This window comes from Pseudomonas sp. GL_090 (assembly GCF_057837765.1).
On sequence record NZ_CM174452.1, the window covers coordinates 3,096,421 to 3,122,862 of the forward strand.

A 26,442-nucleotide genomic window follows, 5' to 3' on the forward strand; every position below is an offset into this window, starting at 1 on the left:
GCCAGGGATTCAGATTTCTTTCACCAGGCGCAAAGCGTCGTAGATGGCCGCGTGGGTGTTGCGAGCAGACACGGCGTCGCCGATCCGGAACAGCTGGAAGCGTCCTTCGGGATGGGTGACGATGTTCTGTGCCGTGCCGGCGATCAGGTCATGCTGCTCTACTGCGCCGCCATTGGTGGAGAGAGGACGCAGGTCGAAGTACAAATCGTCCAGCGGAAGGGTGCCGTGGTTGACGACCACCTGATCGACCACGCGCTGCTTGTGAACCTGTCCGTAATCGCTGCCAAAGGTTGCAACGAGCCCGCCATCACGTTTTTCCACGGTATCGACCCGGTAGGTCACGGTGAAGGTGACGTCCAGGTCCTGCAGGCTGCGCATGTAGGGCACCAGGTTCATGGCCATGACTTCAGGTGCGAACGAGCGGTCAGGGGTGACGATTTCGACGCTCGCACCGCTTTGCGCGATGACCTCGGCGGCCTGCAGGGCTGCATGATCCCCTGCATCGTCGAAGATCAGTACGTTGCGACCGGGCTTGATGTCGCCGGAAATGATGTCCCAGGTTGAAACCACGAGTTCGTTGCCTTTGCTGAGCACCTCGGTATCCGGCAGGCCGCCGGTCGCGACGATAACCACGTCAGGCTCGAAGGCTTGCACAGTGTCGGCTTCGGCCCAGGTATTGAAGTGAAACTTCACCCCCAGCCGTTCGCATTGCGCCATCCGCCAATCAATGATGCTGATCATCTCGCGACGACGCTCGCTCAGCGCGGTCAGACGAATTTGCCCACCGGGTTGGTCAGCGGCCTCAAGCACCGTCACGTCATGACCGCGCTCACCGGCGACCCGCGCCGCTTCCAGCCCGGCAGGGCCGGTACCGACCACGAGCACCTTGCGCTTGACGGCGGCTTTGGGAATGTCATGAGGCATGGTGGTTTCCCGCCCCGTCGCTGCATTGTGGATGCAGTAGGCCGCGCCGCCCTGGTAGATGCGATCCAGGCAATAGTTGGCGCCCACGCAGGGGCGAATGTCTTCTTCGCGCTTCTCGATGATTTTGCGCACGATGTGCGGATCGGTCATGTGCGCGCGGGTCATGCCCACCATGTCCACTTTGCCCGAGGCGATCGCGTAGCGCGCGGTGGCGACATCGGGAATCTTCGCCGCGTGGAAGGTCGGAAAGCCTGTCGACGAGCGGATCTCGCCAGCGAAATCGAGATGGGGCGAGTTGCGCATACCCTGAATCGGGATGACATCGGTCAGCCCTGCATCCGTATCGATGTGACCGCGCACGACGTTCAGGAAGTCGACCAGTCCGCTGTCCTTGAGCATGTGAGAAACCTGCATGCCCTCGCTGGCAGTGAAGCCGCCAGGCAGTTCTTCATCACCGGTGTAACGAACGCCCAGCAGAAAATCTTCGCCTACACGCTGGCGGATGCCACGCAGGATGTCGAAGGTAAAGCGCATGCGGTTTTCCAGCGACCCGCCGTAAGGGCCGTCGAGATCATTGGTCAACGGCGACCAGAACTGGTCCATCAAATGCCCGTAAGCCTGAAGCTCCAGGCCATCGAGACCTGCCGCCTTCATGCGTTCCGCGGCGTCTACATAGTCCTTGATGATCCGCTCGATGTCCCATTCCTCCATTTTCTTCGGGAAGGAGCGGTGCGACGCCTCGCGACGGTGTGACGGCGACACCACCGGTAACCAGTCGGCCTTGTCCCAGCGAGTGCGACGGCCCAAGTGAGTCAACTGGATCATCACTGCCGCGCCATGTTCGTGGCATTCATCGGTCAGGTCCTTCAACCAACCAACTACTTCGTCCTTGTAGGCGAGCACATTGTTGAACACCGGCGGGCTGTCTCGGGATACGGCAGCGGAACCGGCAGTCATGGTCAGGGCGACACCGGCTTTGGCGCGCTCCACGTGGTAGGCGCGATAGAGATCCTTGGGCATGCCGTCCACAGGGTAGGCCGGTTCATGGGAGGTGGTCATGATCCGGTTTCTGAGGGTCAGATTCTTGATTTTATAAGGTTGCAGCAAGGGATCGCTGGACATCGTGGTGCGCTCCAAAGTGGGCTTCATCAGGCTCGGTGACTTAAAACTAGGATAAATGTACACCTGTGTCAACGCTCGATGACACAGGTGTACATTTTGCTTGCATGCCGAAAAAACCAGGATTAACATCCGCCCAAACAAGGACGAATGTAGCTCGTCCGCGTCTGTCATCCATTTAGAAGGAGAGAAGCGTGACTGAGTTATTTGATATTCGTTTGGCCAGCAAACAAACTGCCTTCACTGAAATCCCGGTCATAGATATTTCGCCACTCATAAACGGCGAAAATCCGCTGCGGGTGGCAAGCCAGATAGGCGAAGCGTGCGAAAAGGTGGGTTTTTTTTATATAAAAAACCATGGCGTTTCGCAGCAACTGATAGACGAGATGTACAGGCTCACCAAACTTTTTTTCAAGCTTCCATCCGAAGAGAAGAACACACTTAATATCGTGAACTCCGGGCTAACGCTACGTGGTTACATCCCGATGTATGCGGAAAACGTAGATCCTGCCAATACGCGCGACTTCAAAGAGTGCTTTGATTACGGCGCCCATTACGATGAAGTTTCTCCGTTTTTTGGCCCTAATCAAATGCCGTCCGGACTGCCGCAATTCGAAACGGTTGCCGAGGCTTATCATTCAGCTGTATTGGCGCTTGCGAGAACGCTCATCGGCGGCATCGCGCTGAGTCTGGATTTGCCGCACAATTATTTTGAACAACGCCAACGCAAGCCCATCACTATTCAGCGCGTTTTGCGTTATCCGCCTCAGACAGGAAAGGTCTCCCTGGAAGAGATCGGTATTGGTGCACACACGGATTACGGCTTCCTGACAGTCCTGTCTCAAGACACAGTTGGCGGTTTACAAGTCAAGAACCGAGCAGGGGAGTGGGTTACTGCCCCACCCGTTGAAGGCACTTTTATCGTCAACATTGGTGATCTGGTTCAAACCCTCACCAACGATCGCTACACCTCGACAATGCATCGCGTCATCAATACGAGCGGTCTAGAGCGCTATTCAATACCTTTCTTTATTGATTTGGACTTCGATGCGGTTGTTGAGCCTGTGCCAACCTGCGTGAGTGAGGCTCTACCCGCGAAGTATGAAGCGTACACTTGTGGTAAACACAAATTTAAGCGTTTCGTTGATAGCTATGCGCATCTGAAAGTCGAATAGGGCGTTTTCTATGTGCATCCTGTATATGGCCGACCCCGCCGATGTGCAGAAATGGCGAGATTGCCTGTCAACGCTCGCCCCCGAACTAGAGTTCCGCCAATGGCCTGATATCGGTAACCCGGCAGAGGTGCACTACATCCTGGCTTGGGTGCCTCTTGCCGACATTGCGGAGCAGTTTGGTAATCTTCGACTCCTCTACGCTGCCGGGGCTGGAGTTGATCAGTTCGATCTGGCTCGTTTGCCTGCTAACGTGTCGCTGATACGGCTGGTAGATAGCTCGATGGCTGACATTATGGCCGAGTATGTTCTGTTTGGTGTTCTTGCCTTGCATCGAGACATCCTCGCTTACCAAGTGGATCAGCGCAGTGGTCGCTGGCAACCTCGACCAATCGTGCATGCTTCACAGCGGCGTGTTGGTGTCATGGGGGTTGGCAATCTCGGACGCGCCGCGCTTGATCGCCTTCAGCCATTGGGATTTCAGCTCAGTGGCTGGAATCGCTCTTTGAAGGAAGTGCCCGGTGGTCACTGTTACGTCGGCCCGGACGAACTGGAGGCGTTTTTAGGGCAGTGCGACATCCTAGTGAACATGTTGCCACTGACCCCCGAAACAGATGGGATACTCAATGCCGCGAGGCTCGATTGCCTGCCTCATGGAGCTGGACTGATTAACGTGGGACGTGGCGCCCACGTTATAGAAACGGCTTTGCTTTCCGCGTTGGATGAAGGCCGTTTGGGAGGAGCCGTACTGGATGTCCTGGTACAAGAGCCTCCTTCTCAAGACAACCCACTTTGGAAACACCCTCGAGTGCTCCTGACCCCTCATGTTGCAAGCGATGTGCAGATTGAAGGTGGTGTGGCAGTGATAGTTGAGAATCTTCGAAGAGAGCGTGAAGGAATGCCTCTGTTGAATGTGGTTGATCGGTCTAAAGGCTATTAGTTAGGAAGAGGAAGAGTGGAAGCTCCAGTCGAATACCATCGATACTGACCTATAACTTAGCTCAACTAAATGGTTGTTTAGTTTAGTTATAATTTCTGGTTATTAATGAAGGAGGGGAGTTGACCAGATGATCCAGAGGTAACTCATCCTTATTCGCTATCTTCCAAATATGTGCGATATCTTCAAAGCACAGGTGTAATCGATAACAAGCCCCGTAAATAAATGGCTCCAGCCATCCACGGCGGCCATTCAAAGGAGTATGCAATGGATCATTTTCCTAGCTGGATGCTTCAACGCGCTCACAATTACCTGAAAGCCGCTGAGGTTCTGAATGCGCAAAACCTACCGCACGTTGTCCAGGTCAATGCGGCGATTGGCATGGAAATCCTGCTCAAGAGCTTTATTTCCGTACCAGCATCAAGGTACATCCGGCGAGACCTACAAACTCGACGCCGTAGCGTTGGCCGAAGCTCACCAGCATCTGCAAAGCGCCGACAAAGCCAGCCGTAAAACTCCTGATAAGCACGATCTGTTGACGTTGTTCCATGCGATGCTCGAAGCGATTCGGAGCAGCTTGGCCCTGGACAGCCAGGAAGGTTCCTTTGAGAGATTCCGCGACGTGTTCACCAACAGCCGGTATCGGTATGAGTCGAGCAGCGGAAATTTTCCGACCCGGTAGTGATCGAGGCCTGGGCGTGCTTCAAATCTGGCCACCAGATGCTCCCACATCCGTATTGGACGTTACGCATAATGTATATTATGTTAAATCGTGTATTGAGGCAGATCCCCGCTTCACGTTCAGAGGTCCACATTTGTCAGCGTCCGAAATTAACCGGAATGCCCTGCTATTTTTTTTGTGACTGATTTTCAAGAAGAAAATCTGCATGGCTTGCTAGGTGTCACCGCAGTGATCGTTAATTCACCGGAATCGGGACTAGAATTTTATGCTGCATACGATGCTGTCGACTCGATTCCGGTGAATTAACTGCTTTTTTCCGGTTAATTACTGGTGTCTTTCCGGTGATTTAGATGTGCGTTTTTTATCGCTGATTTCCTTCGAACCCTTGTATGGCCGGCTTTACGAGCAGTTTCATAGGTGGAATATTCGGTAAAAAATTAGACGATGGTACGCGCATTTTCCGCTTAATTACGGCAATCGAGGACGAGGTTCAATGGACGCCTGCTGCCGATGAAATCCTGGACGACCTCACTTGAAACTTGACGTCACTTGCCCTATCAAGGTTACGGCGCAGCTTCGTGCCTATAACTGAGGGAAGCCGAATGTCTCTTGAAAACTTACTTCCGTCGCAGGTCGTGGATCTGCTCGACAAGGTTCACACCCCTGGTTCGCGCGCGGGTAATACCGTTGAACGAGTGGCCGCTTTGATCGAGGCAGGTGTAACGCCGGCAACGGTAGCAACCCAGATGACCAGCACGAGTTCGAGTGGTCAGATCTACAACGCTCAGTCGGTGGAGGTGCTGGTCAGCTTGTATGAGGACTGTAAAACTCGTGCCCCACTCACCAAAAAGGTTACTGAAGCCTTGATTCAGGATCAGCAGGAGTATGGGGGAAATCCGGCCGGCGCCCCGGCTTGACTTCATGGCTGCGGCAACGTCCATCGGACCTGCCGTAGCCTTCACCCGTTAACTGATCTATGTAATAACCGATAACGCGCAGACCCGGTTGTTGCAGATGGCTAGGGCGTTGCTTAACATCACATCAGCCGTTCCATTCTCTAACCTGGTTATCACATGCCTGCGTCTCCGATTCCTTTGTTTGACACCTACAAGCGTTTTAGAGACCTGAATTTCAGTCGTGTGTCTGATGAGCTACCTGTTGTAACTCAGTACCTTTTCTCCTTTCCGTCAGAACTAAAGGCTCAAGATGGTTACCTCGGGGTTCGCGGATTCCTAAAGTCCTATTCAAATAACGAAGCCACGTTCAATTCATATCGTACCCATGTTGAGCGCCTTCTGCTGTGGTCTCTCCTGATAGCCAAAAAGCCGCTTCTGGAGCTCAAACGCCACGATTGTGAGAGTTTCCTCGAGTTTTGCTTACAGCCCCGACCTGGGTGGATCGGTCCTGTCGTCAAATCAAGATTTATCCGGGTTGGTGGTCGTAAAGCTGCTGAAACTGACACCTACATCATCAACGACAAATGGCGCCCTTTTAACGTCAAGATCGATAAACAGATCCGCAAGGTTGCTGCGGAGAATAGTAAAGATGTAGATGACGTAGCGTACAAAATGTCTGCCGGCTCGATGGGCCAGGTGTTTGCCGTTTGTGGCAGTTTTTTCCAGTACACCATTGACGAAGGGCTGACCACTGAAGCCAATCCAATTCGAGCCGTCAAACAAAAATCCAATTTTAAACAGCGCAACACGGTGATGAACTCTGGAAAAGCACTCACTCCGCTCCAGTGGAATTATGTAATTGAAACCGCAGAAGTCATGGCTCAGGAGGAACCTCAACATGAACGGACGCTATTTATTGTGGCCACCCTCTTTTCTCTCTACCTCCGAGTGTCTGATCTCGTCGGTCGGGACAACTGGAAGCCTACAATGGGTTCGTTCGAGTACGACGGTGAAAACTGGTGGTTCAACGTTGTTGGTAAGGGCAACAAGGCCGCGAAAATTAGTGTGCGGGACGAATACATTGAAGCCTACTTGAAGCGATATCGGACCACCCTCTCCCTTCCACCGCTGCCGTCTCACAAGGAGAGTACTCCACTAGTCACAACGGTCGGAGGTCGAGCTGGCCTGTCAGATCGTTACATTCGTGCCCTTATTCAGATGGTGTTCGATAAATCACTTCAGCGCATGAAGGACGAGGGACAAACTGACTTAGAGATGGACAAGCTTCGATCGGCATCCCTACATTGGCTACGTCACACGGCGGCTACATTTGACGCACCATTTCGCGATATCAAAGATCTCCAGGCTGACCTACGCCACGAAAGTATGTCGACGACTCAGAACACCTATTACAATTCGCTGGATCAGAATCGTGCTAAGTCAGTGAAAGGGCTCGGAATTAAAGACAGAGGTTAGGATTTAGCTAAAAAAGCAAGCCGGGCTCTGCTGTTCATTACGTTCAGGACTAACCGCGGTTCGGGGACGATTTACACCAAACCGCCTCAGCGCGTCCATGCGGTGCGTCTAGGAGCATGAATGAATTGGTCAAGTAATTCTGTTCACCGGCTACGGTTTTCACGCTACCAATTTCTCCAAAACTATCGGCGAGCAGTAGCCGTTGTACCTATGGAACCCGATGTTGTTGCAACGCATCATGTAGCGTTGTACATCTACGCGGGCTTCATGCTCCGAGTTGCAGCCGTCTTCTAGCACCCACTCTTATTTAAGGCTCCCAATGAAATGCTCCATCGGGGCGTTGTCCCGCCACTCACCTTTGCGACTCAGGCTTTGCAAGAGTCCCTGCTTGCGCATCTCATTTCTGAATTTATGGTTGGTGTATTGGCAGTCTTGATCAGAGTGAAACAGTACTTCTTTTGGTCTTCCCCGCAGCTCGACTGCCATTCGTAACGCTTCGCAGGTCAGCTTGGCATTGGAAATCATCGACAGCAACCACCCCACAATCCGGCGAGCGAACAGATCCAGAACCGCCGCGGAATACAGGTATCGCTGAACAACTTTGATGTACGTCACAGCGTACAGTGACCCGAAAATAAGCTCCCTCGCGATTAAAATCACCCTCAGGGTATAAACGAATTATTCATAATTGATCATAAACCAGTAAAGCGGATTGCGATGATCAGGCAAGCTGACTATATGACCAAAGATGCTGCAGAGTGTACGGAAAATGTAGTTCGCAAATCACCGCTGGGATCAAGCATATCCTCCAATGCCACTGGCAAAGGTTGGCTTAATACCTTCACCGCTTTCTTCCATTTTCCATTAGCAATACTTGGCAAACCATCCCGAATCCTAAAGAACAAACTATCAGCGTCAACTGGACGAGGAGAAGACATGTGATGTGTATATGCAAAAAGATTCCGCCACGAATTCAGTTTAACGAAATCATTCATCATGCCATTAAGGGTTAGTCCGCCATTAGCGAACGCGGTGAGTAAAGCGTCAAAACTGATCCTATCTTTGTTCCCCGAAGCCATTCGCGCTCCGCTACGCGAAGTAAAATCCAGCATGTTTTGATCTGCACACTTAGCAGCAAGGAGCCATTCAGTAGCCCTATGTAAACAGAGAAGCGCAAGCACATGGTTTTTATTGGCATGGTGAATATCTGCAGAAATGGTCATGAAAGCGGATGCCTGTCGGAAAACGTCAGATTCTTTCTGCGTGGAAGTAGACTCCAAATGCAAACCGGCGGCTTCTTCTTCAATTGTTCTTATCCAGGTCTTGACCTTCTGCAAGCTGGGGGGAATTCCACCTGTCAGGATGGCGGCGAAGCGTTGGTTGGTCCTTTCAAACGAGCCAGCCAGCGACGAGGGTTCCTTCCACCAATTTCGATGTTTAGGCAACGCATCGTCATGGACGAAGAAGGCTGGCAGAGTCCACTCATGTAATGATGTCCGCCCAAACTCTGTAGCAAACTGTGCCAGCTTGACCAATAGACGCTGCGAGCTCGCAGGTAGAGCATTCGATGCACCGCCGAAAATCTCTAGACGCTCGCCCGAGGTGCATACTGCATTAACATCGAAACGCCTCAATCCGATTAACAATTCGCAGGCAGACTGGACTATATCTCGAACCGACGCTTGTAAAGTCGCGATGGCGGTAACGAAAGCTGGCGTATCGATCTGTTGCCGAACACAGTCATTAATGCTCTGCAAACGCACCAGAGCATCAATAACAGCGACATGTGTGCAACCCGCAGGGAGTACTCGGACCACCTGCTCCACGTCGGGCCAGTTGCCACAACTAATATTGAGTATCGCCTCGTCCATGTCACTATGCTTCACATAAACGATGCGGGTATCTTCTACTGAAGCTCCTTCTGTCCACAACACAACCTTACTCCACAGGCCAGAGGTCAGCCGGCACTTGTTCGAGTTGATTGGCGAAGCGGCTGAGTGCCTCTTCAAATTTCTCCATGGCCATTTTTCCAGTAATCTCTTCAAAGGCAACGGGATCGCTTTTGCGCATATCCCTAAGAGCGCCGGCTTCGGTTTCGCCAAAAAAATCAGCCAGGTTACGCTTAACATCGCGCAATATCTGATCAAGCAACGTTGAGGAGTAACGAAGCGCGGCCTCCGTACCCAAAGCGTACAAACGTCGATCAAAATTCCTGAGCTGATCTTCAGTCATCGCGGTTTTGAGCTGCTCCATTAAGGTTTCGCGGACATCGGTACGGAGTAGCGCAGCGACTTGTACATCGGTCCACGCGTCTCTAGCCCAATTCGCACTGAAGTTGATGGTGTCGTTCTTCCAAAGCACGCGACGCGTATATAATTGATGCTCACTCAAATAGTCGAAGTTGTGAGACGCCACGAACACATTAGACGCGGCTACTGCAGCATGCGCAATATGCATGTTGTCAACTCCCTGATGTATCAACTCGCGAGCTAGTGTCAACCAGAAACGCATGTAACCTTGCTGGAAGGCTTGCCGCATATAGATGATGTCGTTATCGGGGATTTGGGTATCTGCTTTGAATACTCCCCAGGCGCCCTGAGCCAGTTCGTCGAACATTTCGCGTTCGTTATACACAAACCGACCGAGATAAGTAGTCAGGCTTGCACTCGCAGGATTACCACGCTCCGCCTGTTGTTTAACCTTAGCAAATGCCTTGTCTAACCGAGTTTCAAGCTCTTGATAGGGGCGTAACTGACGCAATATAACATCTAGAGCGGGAGTCAGATGTAATTCGATTTGTCTACGAATGATAGGATCTACACGCAAACCTGGCACTTGGTTCCGCATTCCCGAAGGGTCAAATTCGGGATCGATCCCTTCAAGCTCTGCCTCACACTCTCCGAGCTTCAGCATCGCTGCGCCTAAACGCGGAACTCCAAACAAATGATTCTCAAGTATAGAAGCCACAATCGACACAGTGGTAATAGAGAAAGGTCGTAGTCTTGCGTCTGTGCTTTGATTTTCTCGGGTGTTCCACTCCAATAGATGGAGACGGCTCCAATCATTTGGCGCCACATCATATTTCCATTTGTTGGCCAAGGAGCGCACCGCAGAGGCCGCATTACTTGAGTCATCTAGGAGTAAGATAAAATGCCCACTGACCCGTTGTGGTTCTGAGTTGACGGTTACGAATATGTCGCGCAAGTCTTTGACAATCTGCTCATCGCCCTCCGCTGTAGCCAAAGGCATCCAGACAATACAAACAGGCTGTTCAATGTTAGCGACGACCTTTCTGGTTTCCGGCTGGCTATTGAGCAGCCTTAGCGCTTGAAGCCGGTGCTGCCCGTCCAGAGTGACCAGCTTCGTACGCTCTGGATTAACTCCGAGCATGGCCGCGTAGTCATAAAATTCTACCGACTCTCCCAGCCACTCTATGACCCGCCCACCCTGCCCTTGTTCGGCTTGGTATAAATCAAGCTGAAAACCATCGCGATCATAGACCGTACGCAGTGTTCCTTCCGAAATCGGTTGTTGAGTGACTGAGTCGTAATTTGGTTTGAGACCGTTATCACCGTCCATGACCGCCAGACACACCAGCAAAGGCGGGAAGAATACGGCCCTCTGGGCACCCATTTTCAGGTAACCCTCCGCTATCCGGACGACTCGAGAATGATCAATATCCCGTTGGATAAGTTCCTCGAAGGCAACACGGCGAATATTGAAAACATCTGCTGCCACCTGCAGCTTGTCGAGCTGGCCGATGCGAAATGTCGTTGACAGATAATTTAGCGTATGGCTCGAGTCGGTTTGAAACCGGCCAAACGACCCCCGCAATTTCAAGCTAAAAATGTCAACACTTCTAGGGCCCGGCGGCATTGCCATATGCTGTCATCCTTAAGATCAGTTAATGGCGTTATCTTGCCTGATCATCTGACTCTAAGCCAGACGGTAAAACCTGCAGCCTCACATCATGGCAGGCTGCTGCCCGTCTGCGCTCGCCGGCGCCTTGCCCCAAAGAAATCAACTCTGCCATCACTGAAGAAACCGGGATGAAGCCTTCCGCCTAGGGCCTGCCACATCCCAGACGCAGACACCCGCTCGCCTCCAGCTTCGTCCACTTGCTGTCGAATATCTAGCAAGCAGGGCAAGTTAACCAACTCACTTTCCGACGGCATCCGCTAGGTAACTATCACCCCGACCTGCGAGATAAGAAAGCCCCCTGTGTAAATGACCGGCGCACAGTTTTTTAATACTTTCCGAGCTTGCCGCAACACCATCTTGCTTAAGACGCTGCAATAACAAATTGATGTACAGCTCATCAAATCCGCCCGTAAACGTTTTCCAATCTATCTCAACTCCGCCGTTATAGCTAAACTCCTCCTCTGGCGGCATTGATGGCTCAGCCAGTGAAAGGCAAAGCGCATGCCGACAAATAGAATTGTAATGTTCTATACCTGTCTTACGTTTTAATGTAGATAGCTGAATTTTTGCGGCAGCGGTTAGACGAATTCGGTCAATCATTGGACGCTTTCCAAATGGAACTGATGAGCCCTTACTTTAGCAATACTCCGGCGACTGTCATCATCGAAGGTTAGCTCATACTCTCGGTTCATATGTTGCTCTAGAGCAGTATGGACACTACCTTCAACCTCTTCGTCCGTAGAAAGCACCAAAACCTGGTGTGAAACTTTGGCAAAGAAATTGTGGATCAAGGCCTCGCGATGTTTGCGATCCAAACGTGCCAGAGGGGTATCCACCACAACCGGGAAGCGACCTTTACGCTCTCGAATCAATGCACTTAATACTGCGATAGCCAGAAGTTGCCGCTCGCCGGCTGATAAACGCTCCATTGGCAACGTATGGCCGTTGATATCTTCAATGGACACCGAGTAAGTATGCGGCTCGACCAGCACTTGAGCGATAAAATTACGTTTGCGCAATAATTGTTTAAATTCGGAAGTTATCATTTCCGATAACCATTGTGCTTTGGACGCAAGCAGGCGCGCCCGGAAGACGTTAAGTGCATCTTTGGCGCGATCAGCGGCCTCCATAGCAATAAACTGGAAAGCGCCTTCCTTGAGTTCGGCGCGAACACGCGCCATTGCGGCGTTATAACGCAAGTTAAAGTGGACCTGCTTACCTCGTAGCTCTTCCAGTTCGCGACTTAATTCCTGCACTTTCCACTCAGCAGTCGCCACCGCTTGAGTATGGTTCTGCATCGCCTCGAAGACTGTACCGAGTTGCTCATACGCGGGTATCTGATCCACCGCGGACTGGGCTTCCTCCATGGCATGCTGAGTGACCACAACAGTTTCTTGCACGGCCTTCAAACGCTGCTTGGCTTGCTGTAGCCGTGGTTCTAATTCTGCTGGATCACCTCCCGGAAGGAACGTCGGCACATATTGATCGACAGCTTGTAACGCCTGCAGATCAGTCGCCAGTAATTCTGCAACCGTAGATTGAGCCTGTGGCGATTTCTGGTCCAGCAACGCCAAGATTCGCTGGTCACGACTAGCAAACTCCTTGAGCAGCAACTGCGCATGCCTGGCGTGCTGATCGCTCTGCCACTGCAGTTCGTAGCCAGACCAGAGAGGCCCCAGCCATGCAAGCGGTAGCAGCGGATCTTCCAGAGCTTCAACTAAAGCAGCACGTGCTTGTCTGTGCTGCAGCTCGCAAAGCTCGACACGTGCGCGCAACTCTGCAGCCTGCTGGTAGGCCTGCAGACCACTGCGCTGAGCTTCGATAGAGAAGCCCTCCAGCTTTCTTTGAGCATCATCCAACTCTGTTCTTGCCTGCGCCTGGCGCTGCAAGATTATTTCGATACGATATTCCAGCTCTTTGAGCTGCAGTTCGTATTCGTCGACCTGTTGCTGATCACCACCAGCGACTGCCGAGCCTCTTTTACTAGCGCGGCGCTCTAGAGCCTTAAGGTCTGCAGCCAGAGCATCAATTCCCCCAACTCCTAGGAAGACTTCGGTTGCCCGACGTAGCAGATCCGGTAGGCGTTCAGGGTTAGCCAATGCCTCGATCTTTTCACCATCGAATAGAAACAGGTGTACTAGCTCAGCCGGCATGATGCCGTTGATAAAATCATCCCAATCTTCAGCTAGCGCCAAGTCTTCCACATGCCCGGCAAAAACACGAAACTGCTCTCGGCAGCCCTTTTCCTTGGGCAACCATTCGCGACGAATCGTCAGTACTTGAGTGTAATCACCCACTTCAATGCCGAGTTGCATCTCAATTCGCGCAGGCCCGGTAGCATCCTTACGCTGCAGCCCATTGATTAATTGTTCATACTCGGACCGTCGTGCCAGGTTTATTGCTTTGTATCCATACAAACCAATTTGAAGCGCGGTAAGCAATGTTGTTTTCCCGCTTCCGTTTAGAGCCTTGATCAGAATAACGGGGCGTTTGGCTTGAACGGTCAAGTCGAAAGTCTGCTGCTCGCGAAATGGACCGAAATTCTCAATAGAAATGTGGTTGATCGTTAACTTTGCCATGATTAGTTTTCCTCTACCTCAACCGCTGCCAGAGGAATTAATTCCAGCTCATCATTTGCGCTCGGCTCATCCTGAGAGTCGTCACGATTATTCTTTGCAAACACTAAAGCCTCAAGCTCGGTTCGGAATGCGTTGGCTTTCAGTACTTCCTCCAATCGATCCAAATGGCGGGAACGCTTTTGAGTCTGCATCGATTGGAACTGCACAGCCAATAGATTACGCGTGAGCTGATAAAGACATTCACCTGCGTCCGGATCGAGCTCCGCCGCGACCTCATTAAGCAAGGCTAAATCCTCCGCCTCTAATGGAACCGGCTCCATCGCTCGACCAGGGTATTTCTCATGGAAAACGAGTTCGTAGATTTTAGGCAGCAAATCCTCAATCTCGCCTTTTTCTTCAACCCAGATACGCCGGATGACATCTAGCTCGTCGATTGAGATCAGCTCAATCTGGCCGTGTCCAGGAATACTGGCATCACGCACGGCACGCTGGGTACGTAGCAACTCCTCCAACAACTTAGCCCGGTAAGCCTGGAGATAAGGACCATGGATAAGTTCGGCAGTGTCCCCCTTCCCCATCAGCTTGACACGGCCATTCATGCGTTTGAAGTCGCGTACGCCCCAGTCCTGTACGCTAAGGTAATTATTGCGAAAATCTAGAATCGGCTGCATCCAAGATTTCTGATCATCATTCTGAATCATGGCTTGCATGGATTTGTCCTGCGAGACCATGGTGCAGACATAGCAGCCGAAGCGGCTATCACCACAACTTGGAGTGGACTTGTCAACAACTACCGGGCACTCGGCGTCCGGTGTAGCCCCCTTATAGATGTTGAACAGATCCTGATTATCCATGCCCCAAGGGTTCTCATCGGTGAGAACGTACATCCAGACATCATCACTGGTCCACGTTTCTATAGGCAGATAAACCCAGACACGCGAAAGTTTTGGGTCACTATTACGACTCAATCGATCCCGCGTACTGCCGCTGTAATTATCCATCACTTTGTCCCGCGCATGGCTCTCGCCACGGCGCTGGCCAAGCACCAAAATCGCCTCGCTGTTAGCCTCAGAAAGCTCTTGGATAAATTTAGTCGAAGCACTGATCTTTAAACGATCCGTACACCACCGAAAACGGTTGCGCGGAGCGGGATAGCCTTTACCTATTAAGTTGACCCAGAAACGATGCTCAAGACTGGGAGTGAGCCGATGCGGATGAATCGGCAATTGCTGACGCTCCGCTTCAGCCTTCATGTGCCGGAGCGAGGACTCAACCCAGGCGGCAATGACCGGATTCTCCACCAAAGTATCAGTACTGATGACGTGAATATCCTTGGTACGCTGCTCAGAGGGCAATGCTGCAACCGCTTTCCAAATCAATTGCAGGGAAGCCGTTGAGTCCTTACCACCGCTATACCCCACGATCCACGGTAGGGAGTCGGAGCGGTACAGCGATTGGATTTCTTCGATGATCGTTTCGGGAGGCGTCATAATTTTTTCCAGTGTGTAGCTTGTAGCTTTACTGGCGGGCAGCAGCAAAGGCGCTTTCGATAACTTGCTCTTGAGGAGTCAGAGAAAGCCCGAGCGTGTGTTTGATTTGATTGCAAGTTAGCGTGATATTTTGACTGGTTTTGGCCATTCGACCGCCAATCATTGCGCGACCCTCCCATGTAGCGATATTGGTGCGCGACCAGTCAATCTCACGGAGATTTCTGAGGACATGTTTTAGATTGGGTTTCCCTGCATCAGCGTCATAAATGAATTTCCCTACACGCCCTAAAGCATGCAGGACGATGGCGTGCGAGTGAATGAAGTCCTGCCGTACCTCCCCCGCTGTCATACGCCCCTCGCGCACATATATCCACTCGGGAATCTGATCGCCGACCACCTCCCAAAACTCATGGCACTTCTTCGATGCCGCGGAGAAATCTTCCAGCTCCCGATCGCTAAGCATTTCTAGAATGGCGAAGTGAAGAGCGCTGAGGGTAAACAGCTTGCGCGAGCGCTTAGACAGTGAGGAACGTTCTGACTCAATCAGATTTCTGAACACTCGCGAAGTCAGCCCGAGATGCTTAGCCACGCTAGCGGCCGCATTGCGGTGATCATAAAGAACGCTTAATGATGGCGAGGGCTTGACAGCGTGACGGTTGAGATCAGCAAACATTTGCTGACAACGCTCAAGCCCGCGGTCGTGGAAAAAGACTACCGCAATTGTCTCATCACCAAGCTCTGGGCGCTCCTCAATCGCCAGCTCAATTGCCGCGCGCCTATGCTGTCCATCATTGACGATAAACTTGGCATCCATATCGACCGTCAACGTGCCCATGCGAAAATGATTGGTATCGTTATCGCCTACTGGGTCGAAGCTGACTTTACCGTCGATAGACGCGGTGATGGCGGAGAACGTATAGCTATTCGAATTGGAGAGGATGTATCGCGCTAGCTCAGGAATGCGCGACCGATTGATTGACCGTTGCGCCCTCAACTCAGGCATCAGCTCCTCATTGTCAAAAACGAAAAGCTTAGCCAGCAACCGAAGCGGGCACATAGACACGTAATACTCCCGCCCCGCTTGAACACCGCGGATTGCAGGAAATGTATAGGAAAAAGGGCTAGTCATAGGGATAAAGCTTATCATGTTTGTCTCTCCACAGACAAACATGACGCCTATCACAGACATACAGCTGCATATTTCCACGATCTGTCGTACACACAGGAGAGCTTAACGAAAGCGATCAATGAAATCGACCTCACTCTTCCAGCAATTGGAAACTTCGCAGCCCGTACCACTGGTTTCTCGCCCTCGGTCATCACAAAAAATCCAGCCAATTGAGGCGACAGGCGGACAGCCCTCCGAAGCGATGAATTTCGATTAGGTCTCTCGAATGCTTCCGTGAAGCCCAATCGCATATTTTTCATTACGCGTTTTGACGGACGCCCGCTTATGCGACAGTTATGAAATCTAGCGCCCTCCGCCCCTCCATATTCAGGACAGACTGCCGACATAAGCTACACGGGGGTATCGGTGATTAGTTTCTGGAGCAATGCCCTGCCCCGCTGCTGCCGGTACCGATTGCGATCATGCCGCACGCACTCAGTTACGCTGCGGGCCTGGCGGGCATTCATGGGGAGCCGTTTAATCTCGACCAATGCCTGTTCAAGAAACCCTAATTCATCTCCCACCCTTAGAATCAGCTCGGTTTGCCCGGGCGGGCAGCACTTCAGGAAGAAGCTTACGATGCGCATGTTTAAGGATATCCACCCACGCTGGAAGCAACAGGCAAAGCGTTCTACCCAGCCACTGATCATCCTCTCACCCTATATCACCAAGGACGTTGCATTTACCTTGGTTAAGGGCAAGAGGGGCGCGCGGATCTACACGTTGTTTGACACCACAGTCTTTGCTACCGGCGGTTCGGATCTGGAGGACATCGTCGGGTTGATGAAAAACCATGAGGTCTACCAGCTCGATGGGCTTCACGCCAAGCTGGTGACTGACAACGCCACCTTTGTCACGGTAGGCAGCCAGAACCTGACTGAGGGTGGAAAGCACAACCTCGAGCTCAGTGTTCACCTCAAAGAAGAACCGGCTCGCCGGCAGACCATGGACATCGTTGAGCCCTGGCTGGATGATGCCGAGCGCATCACGCCAGAAATGGTCGCGGATATGAGGGTGGACATTGAGCGCTTGAAGGCCTTGTACAAAGAGTTCCAGAAACAATGTGCGGAGCACCAAAAGGATGTCGTTGACAAAGCCCGGCGACGCGCCCGCCGCGATCGCTTCGAAGCGCATGCAAAAAACCGGGCGGCGATCGCCAGCAAGCTCCAAAAAGCCTTGAGAGCGAGCATCATAAAAACCGCCCAGGTGAAGCGCATAGACCAGTCTTCAGTTCTCAAGACCGACGATAAAGCCAATTTACTGGTCTGGGAACGGCCGAACGGGAAGGTTGAGGCTACGTTAGATAAAGGCGACCGCTATTTGTGCTTCCTGGAATCGAATGACTTTGGCTGGGCAAGGGTCGCGGGCCAACAAATCAGCCTGATTGGCCGAGGGATCACTTTCGGTCCAGGGACATTTAACGCTTTCCCGAAGCTGTCTCTCCGGGTGACCTCGGCTGCCAGGAGCCTAATCGGCCATCCAGACGGCACTAACCTCGTTGTGAGTTTGTGGTGGGGGAAATCGCACGTATGCACAGTGCCTGGCTCTTTCCAGCTTGACGACATCACTTTGTTTGAAGCCAAACGACCGAAGCCAGCAAGGCCAAAAATCAAAGGGCGACCCGAACCAGTTCAACCCGCACCTGCCACGCTTACAAGGGAAGTGATGACGTGGATCGCGGAGAACTCTCGCAGTTTTGAACTGCTCGTTCGCCGGTGCGTGACCGAGAGTTTCAACTACACGGAGGGGCACAAGCTGACGGGTGTAAGGGCCGCGATGTTCTTTGGCAAGCCTGGTAGTCGAGTCAAGATCCGACTGGCCAAGGTCCGGAACAACCCGGTCCTGCATGTGAGTCCGTTACGCGGCTAAACTCTGATCGGAGAGCTGCATGCACCGCGGTTTAGCGTGAAATGTCATTCAAACCTTTACTGTTATCCCTTGCCTACTGTCCTTTATCACAACTCACCCCCCTTCCAAAGAAATCGCACTTCAGGTCATAGAGGTGGCGCGCCTGTTTGTATCTGAGCTGAACACAGAGGCGGTGCCGCCGAGTAATCCACACAACGAGGCGTACAACCTTGCTCTGCCATACGAGGTCGGTATGTACCTATAACGAATTGGTCAGAACCCAGACGCCCCCGTCGAGGCCATTCTGGCTCTTAACGATTCAACGCCAGATGAGGTGGCAGGGTTTCTGGTCTATCTGCCGATCCCGACGAATCCAAGAGGTGATACGACGACCGTACCCTTATGTTTGAGGCTTCAATTGACACGAACCATACAGCGACTTACTCCTTCGCGCTTCTTGTGATTGCAGTTCAAAGAACACTGATGTGATGAGAGCGTTTCGCTGCTACCAAGACCGAGAAACCTACTGCCTAGATGCTTTATTATCTGACTGGTCTACGCTTCTTATCCAATGCTAGGACTTGTCACGTGCCGCCGGCGCGTGATCGGCAAACGCAGCGGAAACGTCGATCGATATCAATAGGTGCTGGACGTATCTGCCAATTTGATGTGTGCTCAGTCTCGCTTTCGCGGAAAGCTCAACTCCAGTCCAGCCGTGACCCGATCACTGGCTAGCTAGACTCGACCTTCCCGGTTACAACTGTATGTAGATTAGCTTCCTAAACACAGTTCGTTCAGCCCCACACATGGGAGCGCGATAACGAGTCCGCACAATAGCTTCGTGCCATTATGCACTTTTTCGGTAATACTCTAGGGATGCTCAGGAAGCGTTTGGTATGGTTCGGCGAAGAGGGTCACCACTTCCTCGAATTTTCTAGAGACGCCGACGTAAAGCAGCAGTATTGCCTTACGCGCCCCTTTGCAAAGACTTTGAACGTAAAATTTGGAATGGTAAAATGAGCAAAACGATTTCATACGCTGCAATAAAAATACAACAGAGTGAAAATTCCAAACCGCTCGTTTTATTTGCCGCACCTGCTACAGATATAAATGACTGGGCTGGAGTGCCTCAAAAAGCAAGAATCTCAAAGGATGAATCTTTGGATGCAGAGCTATTAGGATTTCAGCGAGATGACGATGAGGAAAGGATAGTAAAAATATCTAAATTCTATTCCGATCCGCGAAACGTAATTCAAAACCCTCTTTTGTGTGCTATTCGAAATAAACTAGGCGTTAATATAACTTTCACCCCAGGCACGACAGGAGATGACAAGCCTGTAGTCGACGGAACAGTCACCATCACCTGTCCAGACCTCTCCAAACTCTCCTTGCTTGAGCTTTTCAATGGAGCAAAAGAACATCTAGAACAAAGAGTTCCTGATTTAACAGCGCAAGATCCACCTAAGCAATTAGCCGCGAAGCTAAGTAAACTTATAGGCCATAATTTCTTTCGTGATGACGAAGAACTAGATAACGACGAAGACGAACACGTCAACACGGACGATGAAGAACCTCTAGAAGAGGCTGTCTTAACGCAATCCCATGTTGTCGACTTCTGGAAGGAGCTATCAGCAAGAGTACTAATTCTGGAGAAGCTAGGAACTGAGTATGACGACGATGAGTTTCTGGGCTTTTCAAGAGAGGCCATGGAGGTATATCTAAAGCCTGTAATCTTAGTGGATGGTCAGCACCGCCTCAAAGGCGCAATCAAAGCCGCTGAAATAGCCTTGGAGTCAGATGAGGGTAGATGGGAAAAAATAAAAAATATGACCGGCGACGGTTTACCCGCTGATGACGTTAGTAATCTTTTACTGTCAGAGAAATCTCGCAATCTTCCTATTTCATTACTTTTAGACGAAAAAGCAGACGAACATGTATTTCAATTCGTTGTTGTAAATCAGAAAGCAACCCCTGTGAGGGCAGCTCTTCTTGGAACAATTATTTCCACTAGCTTAGCGGACAATGAACTTCAAAGAATTGCAGATCGTTTAGAGAGTGCAGGAATCCCACTGCAAAGCTCAGTAGCGGCCACCTATCTTGCAAAAAATCCAGAAAGTCCTTTTGCCGGTCTAGTAGCAAGGGGGCTTAGCGGTGACGGAGCAGATCTACTTCCATGGTCCGTGTTGAGTCAACTTGTATCAATTTTCCGAAATCTTCGTGGAGCTAGGTACTTTCATGACTCAAAGATTGATTACGCTGATCTATGGAAGAGAAAGTATCTGGAGCAATCTGTCATATGCGACAACTGGAACGCAGCAGACTTTAAAAGTAGAGAAGAATATTGGTCAAGTCCCGAGGGGCCATGGCGTGAGATATTTATTGAATTTTGGAAGGCAGTAAAAGAAAGACTTGCTAAAGTCGACTACTCTAAAGCCCCTAATTACTGGGGGAATCCGAGAACATCAAATATATTTAACAAGCCAACGCTATTTACCCTTTCCACAGACTTTTTTGCTTATTTGGTTGAGTCCAGACAGACTATTGACTCCTCATCTCAAATTAAAACAATAGTTGACGAGTGGCTGCAAGATATAAAAGTAGAATATTTCTCTCGTGATTGGAAACTCGATGGTGTAAAGAAAGACTCCACTGGAACTCGCAAGCAGTGGTCAAGTCTTTGGTTCGGCTATCGCAGAGACCCCAAAGCACTTCCTAACATCAAAAATTACTCAGTGCTATACAAAGGAAATTAATATGGCGCTTGAGAATATCAATCAATTTATAAGAGAAACCACAGAACTGTCGCTCAAGAATATGTGGAGCAGTGACACAGCCAAGGAATTATGCGGAAAGAAAGTTCCAGACGGAATTTTTCATGAAAACCAAAGCATCTTGCAAGCTGACGCAACCACCCTCTGGCTAAGGTGGTTTGTCGAAAGTGTATGCTCGCCAACTCACTATATCGAAGACACGTCAAAGAGCGAAGCCCACATATACCAAGATGCGCTAATAAATATCAATAGCGCGTTCCCATCCAGCCCTAAGGCCTACAGGGAGGAACTGGCCGCACTGATATCAAAAAAAATCTACAGCGATGTTAAAGTTGAAAGAGACATCGGGAGAACATTTGCAACAAACGAGCAGAAACTCAAACTCATCGCTTCCACCAGCGAACCGCGCTGCTGGATCTGCGGATATAAATTCACTGAAGAAGCCTTAGATCAATTCACTAAGAAAAAAGGCAGGAACCCTATAGAGTTGCCGAAGTTAGTTGATATTTTTAGGCCTAGAGGCATCCACACTAATGACGTCAGAATCGACATTGAACACGTAATACCAGTGAGTCAGGGGGGACAGGGGGATGAAAATCTAGCCTTGGGCTGCGGATGGTGCAACCGTTATAAAAGCTCAAGAACATCCATTTATGATGTCACATCAAAACCCTACCGAGTTAAATTTAAGCTGGGAGAAAACACTCGCTACGAACTTCCAAATCCTTTCTGGATTGTTCGGATGTCTGCTACGCACCAAAAATGCCAGCATATCGACGGCTGTGATAAAACCGTAAAAAATTCCGAACTTTTTATATCTCCAGCCAATAATAGCGGGTCACCAAACCCAACTAACTTGAAAGTTTTTTGCTCAGATCATGACCCGTTGGCTTTTGAACGTTCTGTGTCACGGGAATCAGCGAAAGAAATTTGGGCAAATAGACGCAGAAAAATAATATTTGATTTCAACGAGGAGGGCTAAATGCCATATTTTGGAAGAGCTTGTATACTCTGACGTAGTCGCATTAGCCTTAGGATTAAAGAGTTTTTTCTCAATCAGATTGGTCGCCCCCCCCCAAAAAAAAAATCTGCCGCTAAAAAAGCTCCACCTTGCTCGGTAGTAGGGTGCTGCCGCTGCAAGCACCCAACGACACCGGTCAAAGGAAGCGAGGGCTGCGCACCATATGCCTGACAAGCCAGCACTTTGGCGGAAAATCGCTGAGCGCCACAATTTTGTCCCGCCTGATCTGGCCAAGCTGGTCGGCTGGGGAGCGGGGATGCCATCTTTCACGTTGAGACGGACATCATTTCGGATCTGAACAAGATCCACCGATACAGTTTCATCGAAAGGGTCGACTCAAAAGCTTCGCTGTTCGAGGCAGTGGACAGCTTGAAGAGACAGCGCGTGCAGTCGCCTGGATTGCCGCTGGAGGACTGATTTCACCAGCGACCTTCTCGAAGGCACGCTTCAGAAGATTGGCGGTTCCCAACCTTCAAAATGTTTCAGCGCATTCAACTCACCAATCAAGTCTTTCGCCTGGGACAATCGCCCCAAGACAGCGTTTCGTTCCACATCACTGAGACTCTGTGCAGATTGCTCGATGTCGTCAAAGAACGCGCGAATACTGTTCACTTTCGCCCAAGTCTGAATCACAGACTCAAGCCGATCACGGCTATCCTGAATCACCTTGAGTCGGCGCTTTTCCTCGTCTTGTCTGCGCCTCTCCTCACACGCTAATAGAAACTGCTGATGCTCGCGCTCGCTCCGCTCACGCTCGATTTCGACTTTATTGGCCAGCACCGGGGCCTCGGTAATCAGCAGCTTAATGATGCCGGCAATTTTACTGAGCAAGTCGCCAGGCTTATCCTCGCTCCAACGCCGTATCCATTCTGCGCGATAGTAGGGAGAGTAAGCTTGTAGGCAAAGGCGTCCGGTGGGCATGTCATCGCTCATTACCCAGCCATCATGAAACTGAGATCGTCGTTGACTGGCAGGAAGTGAGTTGAGTCGAACGTATTGCTTGCCAACACTCTTCACCGGCACATACTCACTGATCTCGTAGACTGTTAATCCGAGTTTGACGCTTCCCATGTAAACCACGGTGGGGCGCTGCGGATGCCAGAGTGCAGGATGAAAGTACCTCTTGGACTCCTTTTCACGGTGATCCACAGGCGCACGACTCATGTGCGTGGTGGAATCAGCGAGCGTTACGGAAAAGCCTTTTTTCATCAGTGCCAAGTACAACTGATTGGCAAAATCCACGGCGTGGGCGAGTCCGGTGCGGCTCACGATGAGATCTGCCATGGCGCGTTTTGTCGGTCGCATATAACCGTTTTCGCCTTCCCGAGCTTTTCCAAAATGCTCTTCGATACCTAGCAACAATGGGTGTCTTCGAGGCAATGTTGCATTGGTGTTTGCTGGTTGGCGACCCAATTTCTGTGGCGCCTTAGGCAATGTCTGTGAAACCTTGATAGGGGCACCATTACGACTCCAGGCGATCAGGGCGTCTGGTAGCGCTACTGGCAGAGCCGGGCGAACTTTTGCTTTTCCCGCCGCAACTTGAGCCCAGTACCCCACTGGCGGTCGAGGGATATTCAAGCTTGTATAGACCCGAGCCAAATAACTGGAGGAGACACCATAGCGTTCTCCGATTTTGGTCATTGGCGTCGACCAAGCTTGTTCGTACAGTGACTCTCTTGTCACGACGTCTTCGGACGAGTCGTCGGCTGAATTGGGAGCGTCCGGCGTGTCTGCCATGAATAATCGCTTCGATGAAAGTGATCGTTGAAATCAGCTACAGCTACATCATCCTAGCCTAAGCGTCATGAGGATCCGAGGCGATTGCAGACTAAGTCGTCATCGCAGCGGCCCTACCCCTTGATTCAAGCAAAAAAGTTACCATTGCGCTCAGAATTAATTGACCACCACCTACAGCACCGAACATGTTCACCCCAAAACCTACAAAAACCTCTGCCACGCAGGTATAACCGTATGATTCAATACTTCTAGCGCCCACTCACCTCTTTCGCCTTCCAGATCAATTAGGGCTGACAACGCAATCATGGTTCTCATAAGCAAATGCACAGAGGCTTCGTTTTTTAACTCGTCGATCCAAAGTTGGGCAAGACCAGGCTTAGTTTTTAATATCCGGAATATTGCATAGGTGATAGGTTCAACCATTCCAGCCTCAAGCGCTGCAACAAAGCTTCCATCTGGCAATTGGAATGTGAATAGCTCCTTTGAGGACTCTGTACTTCCCGGCCTGCGCAGCACGACATTTGATTGACCAACAATCGTCAAAATTAGCTTATGTAGGAAGAACCCCGTTTCTTTACGGATGATATTTTTACCCGCCAGTAGATGCGAAAGAATAAGCCATGCACTAAAATTATCACTAAAATACACTCCTTCAGTGTACTTAATGTCTAACTCCAATGATAGCCGACCCCCAAAAGTTATATTGGCGTTGTTAGCAGTTGACGGTAAAATATCTTCCGTACGGATGGCAAATTTTGTTTTGGGTGCATCCAGTCCATTTATAGGTTTCTCAGCTATCAGCTCAGCCAATAACGAGGTGAAATCCTCGTTATCCACCATCCAGGTCGATATCGCGTGAGCGACAATTACTTCTCCGAGCGGTAGGTTTTCGGCCACAGTTAAAAGCCACAGGACTGCATCCTTCACGCCAACCATCATCAGCCGCTGAAGTTGATCAGAAACAACATATGCCAACTCACTGACCAGAAGCTCTGGAAGTCTCACGTACATAATAGGATCTTTGTCGGCATGCATTCCTGGTCTCAAATATCCATTCCTCTTCAAAGAGCCCATTGTGGCTGCCGCCAACCCGACGAATAGAGCCTCTTTGCGTACGATAAAGTTCGTTGCTGCATCAACTTCGAGCTCATCACTTCGATCTTTACTTAGATAATCACTCAGCAGTGCATGAGCCAGCTCACGAAATGCATGCCGAAGCTCTTCAGCACAAAAACGGTTACGCACTTGATTGATGAAGTCGAGCCCTAACATCGAAGGCACCAGAAACACCATACCAGAATCTGGTGAAATATTGTCCACTGCAATACGTGTAAGCGCCCGTAGAATCCATGGATGGCGATACTCAGATGAGCATTGTGCCCCTTTGATCATCACCGCACCATGGGTACTCATCAACGCCATTGCATCGAAAAATTCAGTGTCATTCAAAACGTCGACTTTTATGCGCTTTGCGCCTCGTCCCAACCTTGAAGGATAGCGCGAGTTATTCGATCTGGTCAGACGCTCAGCTATGGCATCATCCATTGCAATTACAATAGATATTCCGCCTCTTTGAGCTAATTCAACCAAGTCTTCAAGCTCTCGCCTACTCTCATCGTCCTCACCATTAAATTGATCAATCAATACAACAAGTTTCATATTTTTCGTTGTTGAAACTTTATCCATCCATGTCCGGGCTTCTTGTTTGGAAATACTCCACCCAAGCGCTCGAGATAAAGCATCTGCGACGCACTGAAAACAGCCGCCAGCTCCACTTTCGACTAAGAGGACTGCGATGTCTTGGCTCTCTGCAGTGCGCTGGACCATTTCGCGAAATATGTTACTTTTACCGGAAAACGGCTCACCATCCAGTATAATGTACTGGTGCCCTTCGCCTAGTTGACTTAACACCTCCATTGTCACGCTTCGGGGTATTAGAAAATCATTTGAGAACGGGAAATCGCTATCACCTAAAGAACCGGTCAACCCCTCGATATACTCTGTAGATATTTGTCGAACAACAGTCGCCCAAACAGCTGAGGAGGTACCCATCAAGGTGTCCACCGCATTACGCATGTCTTCACCGGCAAGCTTTGCCGCATTGTTCAACAACGTTTTCAAACTTGCTTCCACATCACCATCGACGCACCACTCCTCTCCTGAGTAGGTAACATAGAAGTTAGTTTCGTCTCCGTTTGTGACTATGACTAAGGGAGCTAAAGGGTCAAGCATGCGAGCGTAAGAAATCCCCTGACGCATATCAGCAGGTTGAAGTGGTATCCCCTTTCGCTTTAACTCCAGAACTGCAAAAGGACGATCATCTTTTCGCAGTATAATATCAGCACGCCCTTCCGCCACCCAGTCACTGGCACCGTCAAAAGAGACCTTCGCCCTACCGACGTGAAATTTGAACTGGGTTTGGTGTTCTATAGCAAGACCGCCAACAAAAGGAAACGTCCTATTTAGTACAGCATGAATAGCGGCTTCGAGATCTGCCTCAGTGGGTGCTCGCTTCACTTCATTTTCCAAAACCACGGTTGAGCTCCATTAATCGATTAATACAACGGGCGGCCCCGCCTTGCTTACACCACATGCCCTTGGCAAATTTACCCTCTTAAATTAAGTTTAAGCCACCATCCATCGATTTTCCAAAGCTGGTATTTCTGAAGGTAAGCCGAATCGCATTCTGCCTGGCAGTACC

Annotated in this window: 18 protein-coding genes; 8 read left to right on the plus strand and 10 right to left on the minus strand. The window is 50.6% G+C overall.

Features of this window, described 5'->3' with window-relative positions; genetic code table 11:
* Positions 1-9 precede the first annotated feature (9 nt).
* On the minus strand, positions 10-2,046 hold the full coding sequence (locus tag AC3ITA_RS13855) for an NADH:flavin oxidoreductase (RefSeq protein ID WP_150672559.1): 2,037 nt from the start codon (positions 2,044-2,046) through the stop codon (positions 10-12).
* A 191-nt stretch (positions 2,047-2,237) separates the two neighbouring features.
* Here AC3ITA_RS13855 and AC3ITA_RS13860 point away from each other — a divergent pair, with 191 nt between their 5' ends.
* From AC3ITA_RS13860 to AC3ITA_RS13880, 5 genes are all read left to right on the plus strand, one after another.
* Positions 2,238-3,218, plus strand: a complete 981-nt coding sequence (locus tag AC3ITA_RS13860) for an isopenicillin N synthase family dioxygenase (protein ID WP_095942145.1) — start codon at positions 2,238-2,240, stop codon at positions 3,216-3,218.
* A gap of 25 nt (positions 3,219-3,243) precedes the next feature.
* Complete coding sequence (locus AC3ITA_RS13865; protein ID WP_489280659.1) at positions 3,244-4,155, plus strand: 2-hydroxyacid dehydrogenase; 912 nt, start codon at positions 3,244-3,246, stop codon at positions 4,153-4,155.
* Between the two features lie 331 nt (positions 4,156-4,486).
* Positions 4,487-4,834, plus strand: a complete 348-nt coding sequence (locus tag AC3ITA_RS13870) for a hypothetical protein (RefSeq protein ID WP_224789994.1) — start codon at positions 4,487-4,489, stop codon at positions 4,832-4,834.
* Positions 4,835-5,436: 602 nt separating this feature from the next.
* Entirely contained in the window at positions 5,437-5,751 is a 315-nt protein-coding gene (locus tag AC3ITA_RS13875) for a hypothetical protein (protein ID WP_489280662.1), read from the plus strand.
* A gap of 156 nt (positions 5,752-5,907) precedes the next feature.
* Positions 5,908-7,206 carry a tyrosine-type recombinase/integrase gene (locus AC3ITA_RS13880; protein WP_489280664.1) on the plus strand — a complete coding sequence of 433 codons (1,299 nt, stop codon included), beginning with the start codon at positions 5,908-5,910 and terminating at the stop codon, positions 7,204-7,206.
* A 303-nt stretch (positions 7,207-7,509) separates the two neighbouring features.
* On the opposite strand, the gene AC3ITA_RS13885 is transcribed toward AC3ITA_RS13880, so the two are convergent.
* The 7 genes from AC3ITA_RS13885 to dndB form a co-directional block, all read right to left on the minus strand.
* The gene (locus AC3ITA_RS13885) at positions 7,510-7,821 is read right to left on the minus strand and encodes a DDE-type integrase/transposase/recombinase (RefSeq protein WP_489280666.1); all 312 of its coding nucleotides are present in this window, start codon (positions 7,819-7,821) and stop codon (positions 7,510-7,512) included.
* A gap of 119 nt (positions 7,822-7,940) precedes the next feature.
* Positions 7,941-9,140 carry a hypothetical protein gene (locus tag AC3ITA_RS13890; RefSeq protein ID WP_489280668.1) on the minus strand — a complete coding sequence of 400 codons (1,200 nt, stop codon included), beginning with the start codon at positions 9,138-9,140 and terminating at the stop codon, positions 7,941-7,943.
* Between the two features lie 4 nt (positions 9,141-9,144).
* On the minus strand, positions 9,145-11,088 hold the full coding sequence (locus AC3ITA_RS13895) for a ParB N-terminal domain-containing protein (protein WP_489280670.1): 1,944 nt from the start codon (positions 11,086-11,088) through the stop codon (positions 9,145-9,147).
* A 276-nt stretch (positions 11,089-11,364) separates the two neighbouring features.
* The gene (gene dndE / locus AC3ITA_RS13900; RefSeq protein ID WP_489280672.1) at positions 11,365-11,727 is read right to left on the minus strand and encodes a DNA sulfur modification protein DndE; all 363 of its coding nucleotides are present in this window, start codon (positions 11,725-11,727) and stop codon (positions 11,365-11,367) included.
* The gene (dndD, locus tag AC3ITA_RS13905) at positions 11,724-13,706 is read right to left on the minus strand and encodes a DNA sulfur modification protein DndD (RefSeq protein WP_489280674.1); all 1,983 of its coding nucleotides are present in this window, start codon (positions 13,704-13,706) and stop codon (positions 11,724-11,726) included. The genes dndE and dndD overlap by 4 nt, the downstream gene beginning before the upstream one ends.
* 2 nt (positions 13,707-13,708) lie before the next feature.
* Positions 13,709-15,244 carry a DNA phosphorothioation system sulfurtransferase DndC gene (gene dndC, locus AC3ITA_RS13910; RefSeq protein WP_489280676.1) on the minus strand — a complete coding sequence of 512 codons (1,536 nt, stop codon included), beginning with the start codon at positions 15,242-15,244 and terminating at the stop codon, positions 13,709-13,711.
* Positions 15,225-16,343 (minus strand): DNA sulfur modification protein DndB, encoded by a 1,119-nt coding sequence (dndB, locus tag AC3ITA_RS13915; protein WP_489280678.1) that lies wholly within the window; start codon positions 16,341-16,343, stop codon positions 15,225-15,227. The genes dndC and dndB overlap by 20 nt, the downstream gene beginning before the upstream one ends.
* A 600-nt stretch (positions 16,344-16,943) precedes the next feature.
* Between dndB and AC3ITA_RS13920 the strand changes: the two genes are divergently transcribed.
* From AC3ITA_RS13920 to AC3ITA_RS13930, 3 genes are all read left to right on the plus strand, one after another.
* Positions 16,944-18,233: a phospholipase D-like domain-containing protein gene (locus AC3ITA_RS13920; protein WP_489280679.1), complete on the plus strand. Its 1,290-nt coding sequence runs from the start codon at positions 16,944-16,946 to the stop codon at positions 18,231-18,233.
* 995 nt (positions 18,234-19,228) lie between these two features.
* Positions 19,229-20,965 carry a ParB N-terminal domain-containing protein gene (locus tag AC3ITA_RS13925; protein WP_489280681.1) on the plus strand — a complete coding sequence of 579 codons (1,737 nt, stop codon included), beginning with the start codon at positions 19,229-19,231 and terminating at the stop codon, positions 20,963-20,965.
* Between the two features lies 1 nt (position 20,966).
* Positions 20,967-21,965: an HNH endonuclease gene (locus tag AC3ITA_RS13930; RefSeq protein ID WP_489280683.1), complete on the plus strand. Its 999-nt coding sequence runs from the start codon at positions 20,967-20,969 to the stop codon at positions 21,963-21,965.
* A 486-nt stretch (positions 21,966-22,451) separates the two neighbouring features.
* On the opposite strand, the gene AC3ITA_RS13935 is transcribed toward AC3ITA_RS13930, so the two are convergent.
* Positions 22,452-23,741: a hypothetical protein gene (locus tag AC3ITA_RS13935; protein WP_489280685.1), complete on the minus strand. Its 1,290-nt coding sequence runs from the start codon at positions 23,739-23,741 to the stop codon at positions 22,452-22,454.
* A 201-nt stretch (positions 23,742-23,942) separates the two neighbouring features.
* A complete protein-coding gene (locus tag AC3ITA_RS13940) occupies positions 23,943-26,276 on the minus strand; it encodes a type I restriction enzyme HsdR N-terminal domain-containing protein (RefSeq protein WP_489280687.1) in 2,334 nt (777 codons plus the stop codon).
* Positions 26,277-26,442 lie beyond the last annotated feature (166 nt).

Bases quoted from the DNA above. Each gene is read 5' to 3' on its own strand.
- AC3ITA_RS13875 (WP_489280662.1), top strand. From the start codon at position 5,437: ATGTCTCTTGAAAACTTACTTCCGTCGCAGGTCGTGGATCTGCTCGAC.
- dndD (WP_489280674.1), bottom strand. From the start codon at position 13,706: ATGGCAAAGTTAACGATCAACCACATTTCTATTGAGAATTTCGGTCCA.
- AC3ITA_RS13895 (WP_489280670.1), bottom strand. From the start codon at position 11,088: ATGGCAATGCCGCCGGGCCCTAGAAGTGTTGACATTTTTAGCTTGAAA.
- AC3ITA_RS13880 (WP_489280664.1), top strand. From the start codon at position 5,908: ATGCCTGCGTCTCCGATTCCTTTGTTTGACACCTACAAGCGTTTTAGA.
- AC3ITA_RS13870 (WP_224789994.1), top strand. From the start codon at position 4,487: ATGCGCAAAACCTACCGCACGTTGTCCAGGTCAATGCGGCGATTGGCA.
- AC3ITA_RS13925 (WP_489280681.1), top strand. From the start codon at position 19,229: ATGAGCAAAACGATTTCATACGCTGCAATAAAAATACAACAGAGTGAA.
- dndE (WP_489280672.1), bottom strand. From the start codon at position 11,727: ATGATTGACCGAATTCGTCTAACCGCTGCCGCAAAAATTCAGCTATCT.
- AC3ITA_RS13920 (WP_489280679.1), top strand. From the start codon at position 16,944: ATGCGCATGTTTAAGGATATCCACCCACGCTGGAAGCAACAGGCAAAG.
- dndB (WP_489280678.1), bottom strand. From the start codon at position 16,343: ATGATAAGCTTTATCCCTATGACTAGCCCTTTTTCCTATACATTTCCT.
- AC3ITA_RS13930 (WP_489280683.1), top strand. From the start codon at position 20,967: ATGGCGCTTGAGAATATCAATCAATTTATAAGAGAAACCACAGAACTG.
- AC3ITA_RS13855 (WP_150672559.1), bottom strand. From the start codon at position 2,046: ATGTCCAGCGATCCCTTGCTGCAACCTTATAAAATCAAGAATCTGACC.
- AC3ITA_RS13935 (WP_489280685.1), bottom strand. From the start codon at position 23,741: ATGGCAGACACGCCGGACGCTCCCAATTCAGCCGACGACTCGTCCGAA.
- AC3ITA_RS13865 (WP_489280659.1), top strand. From the start codon at position 3,244: ATGGCCGACCCCGCCGATGTGCAGAAATGGCGAGATTGCCTGTCAACG.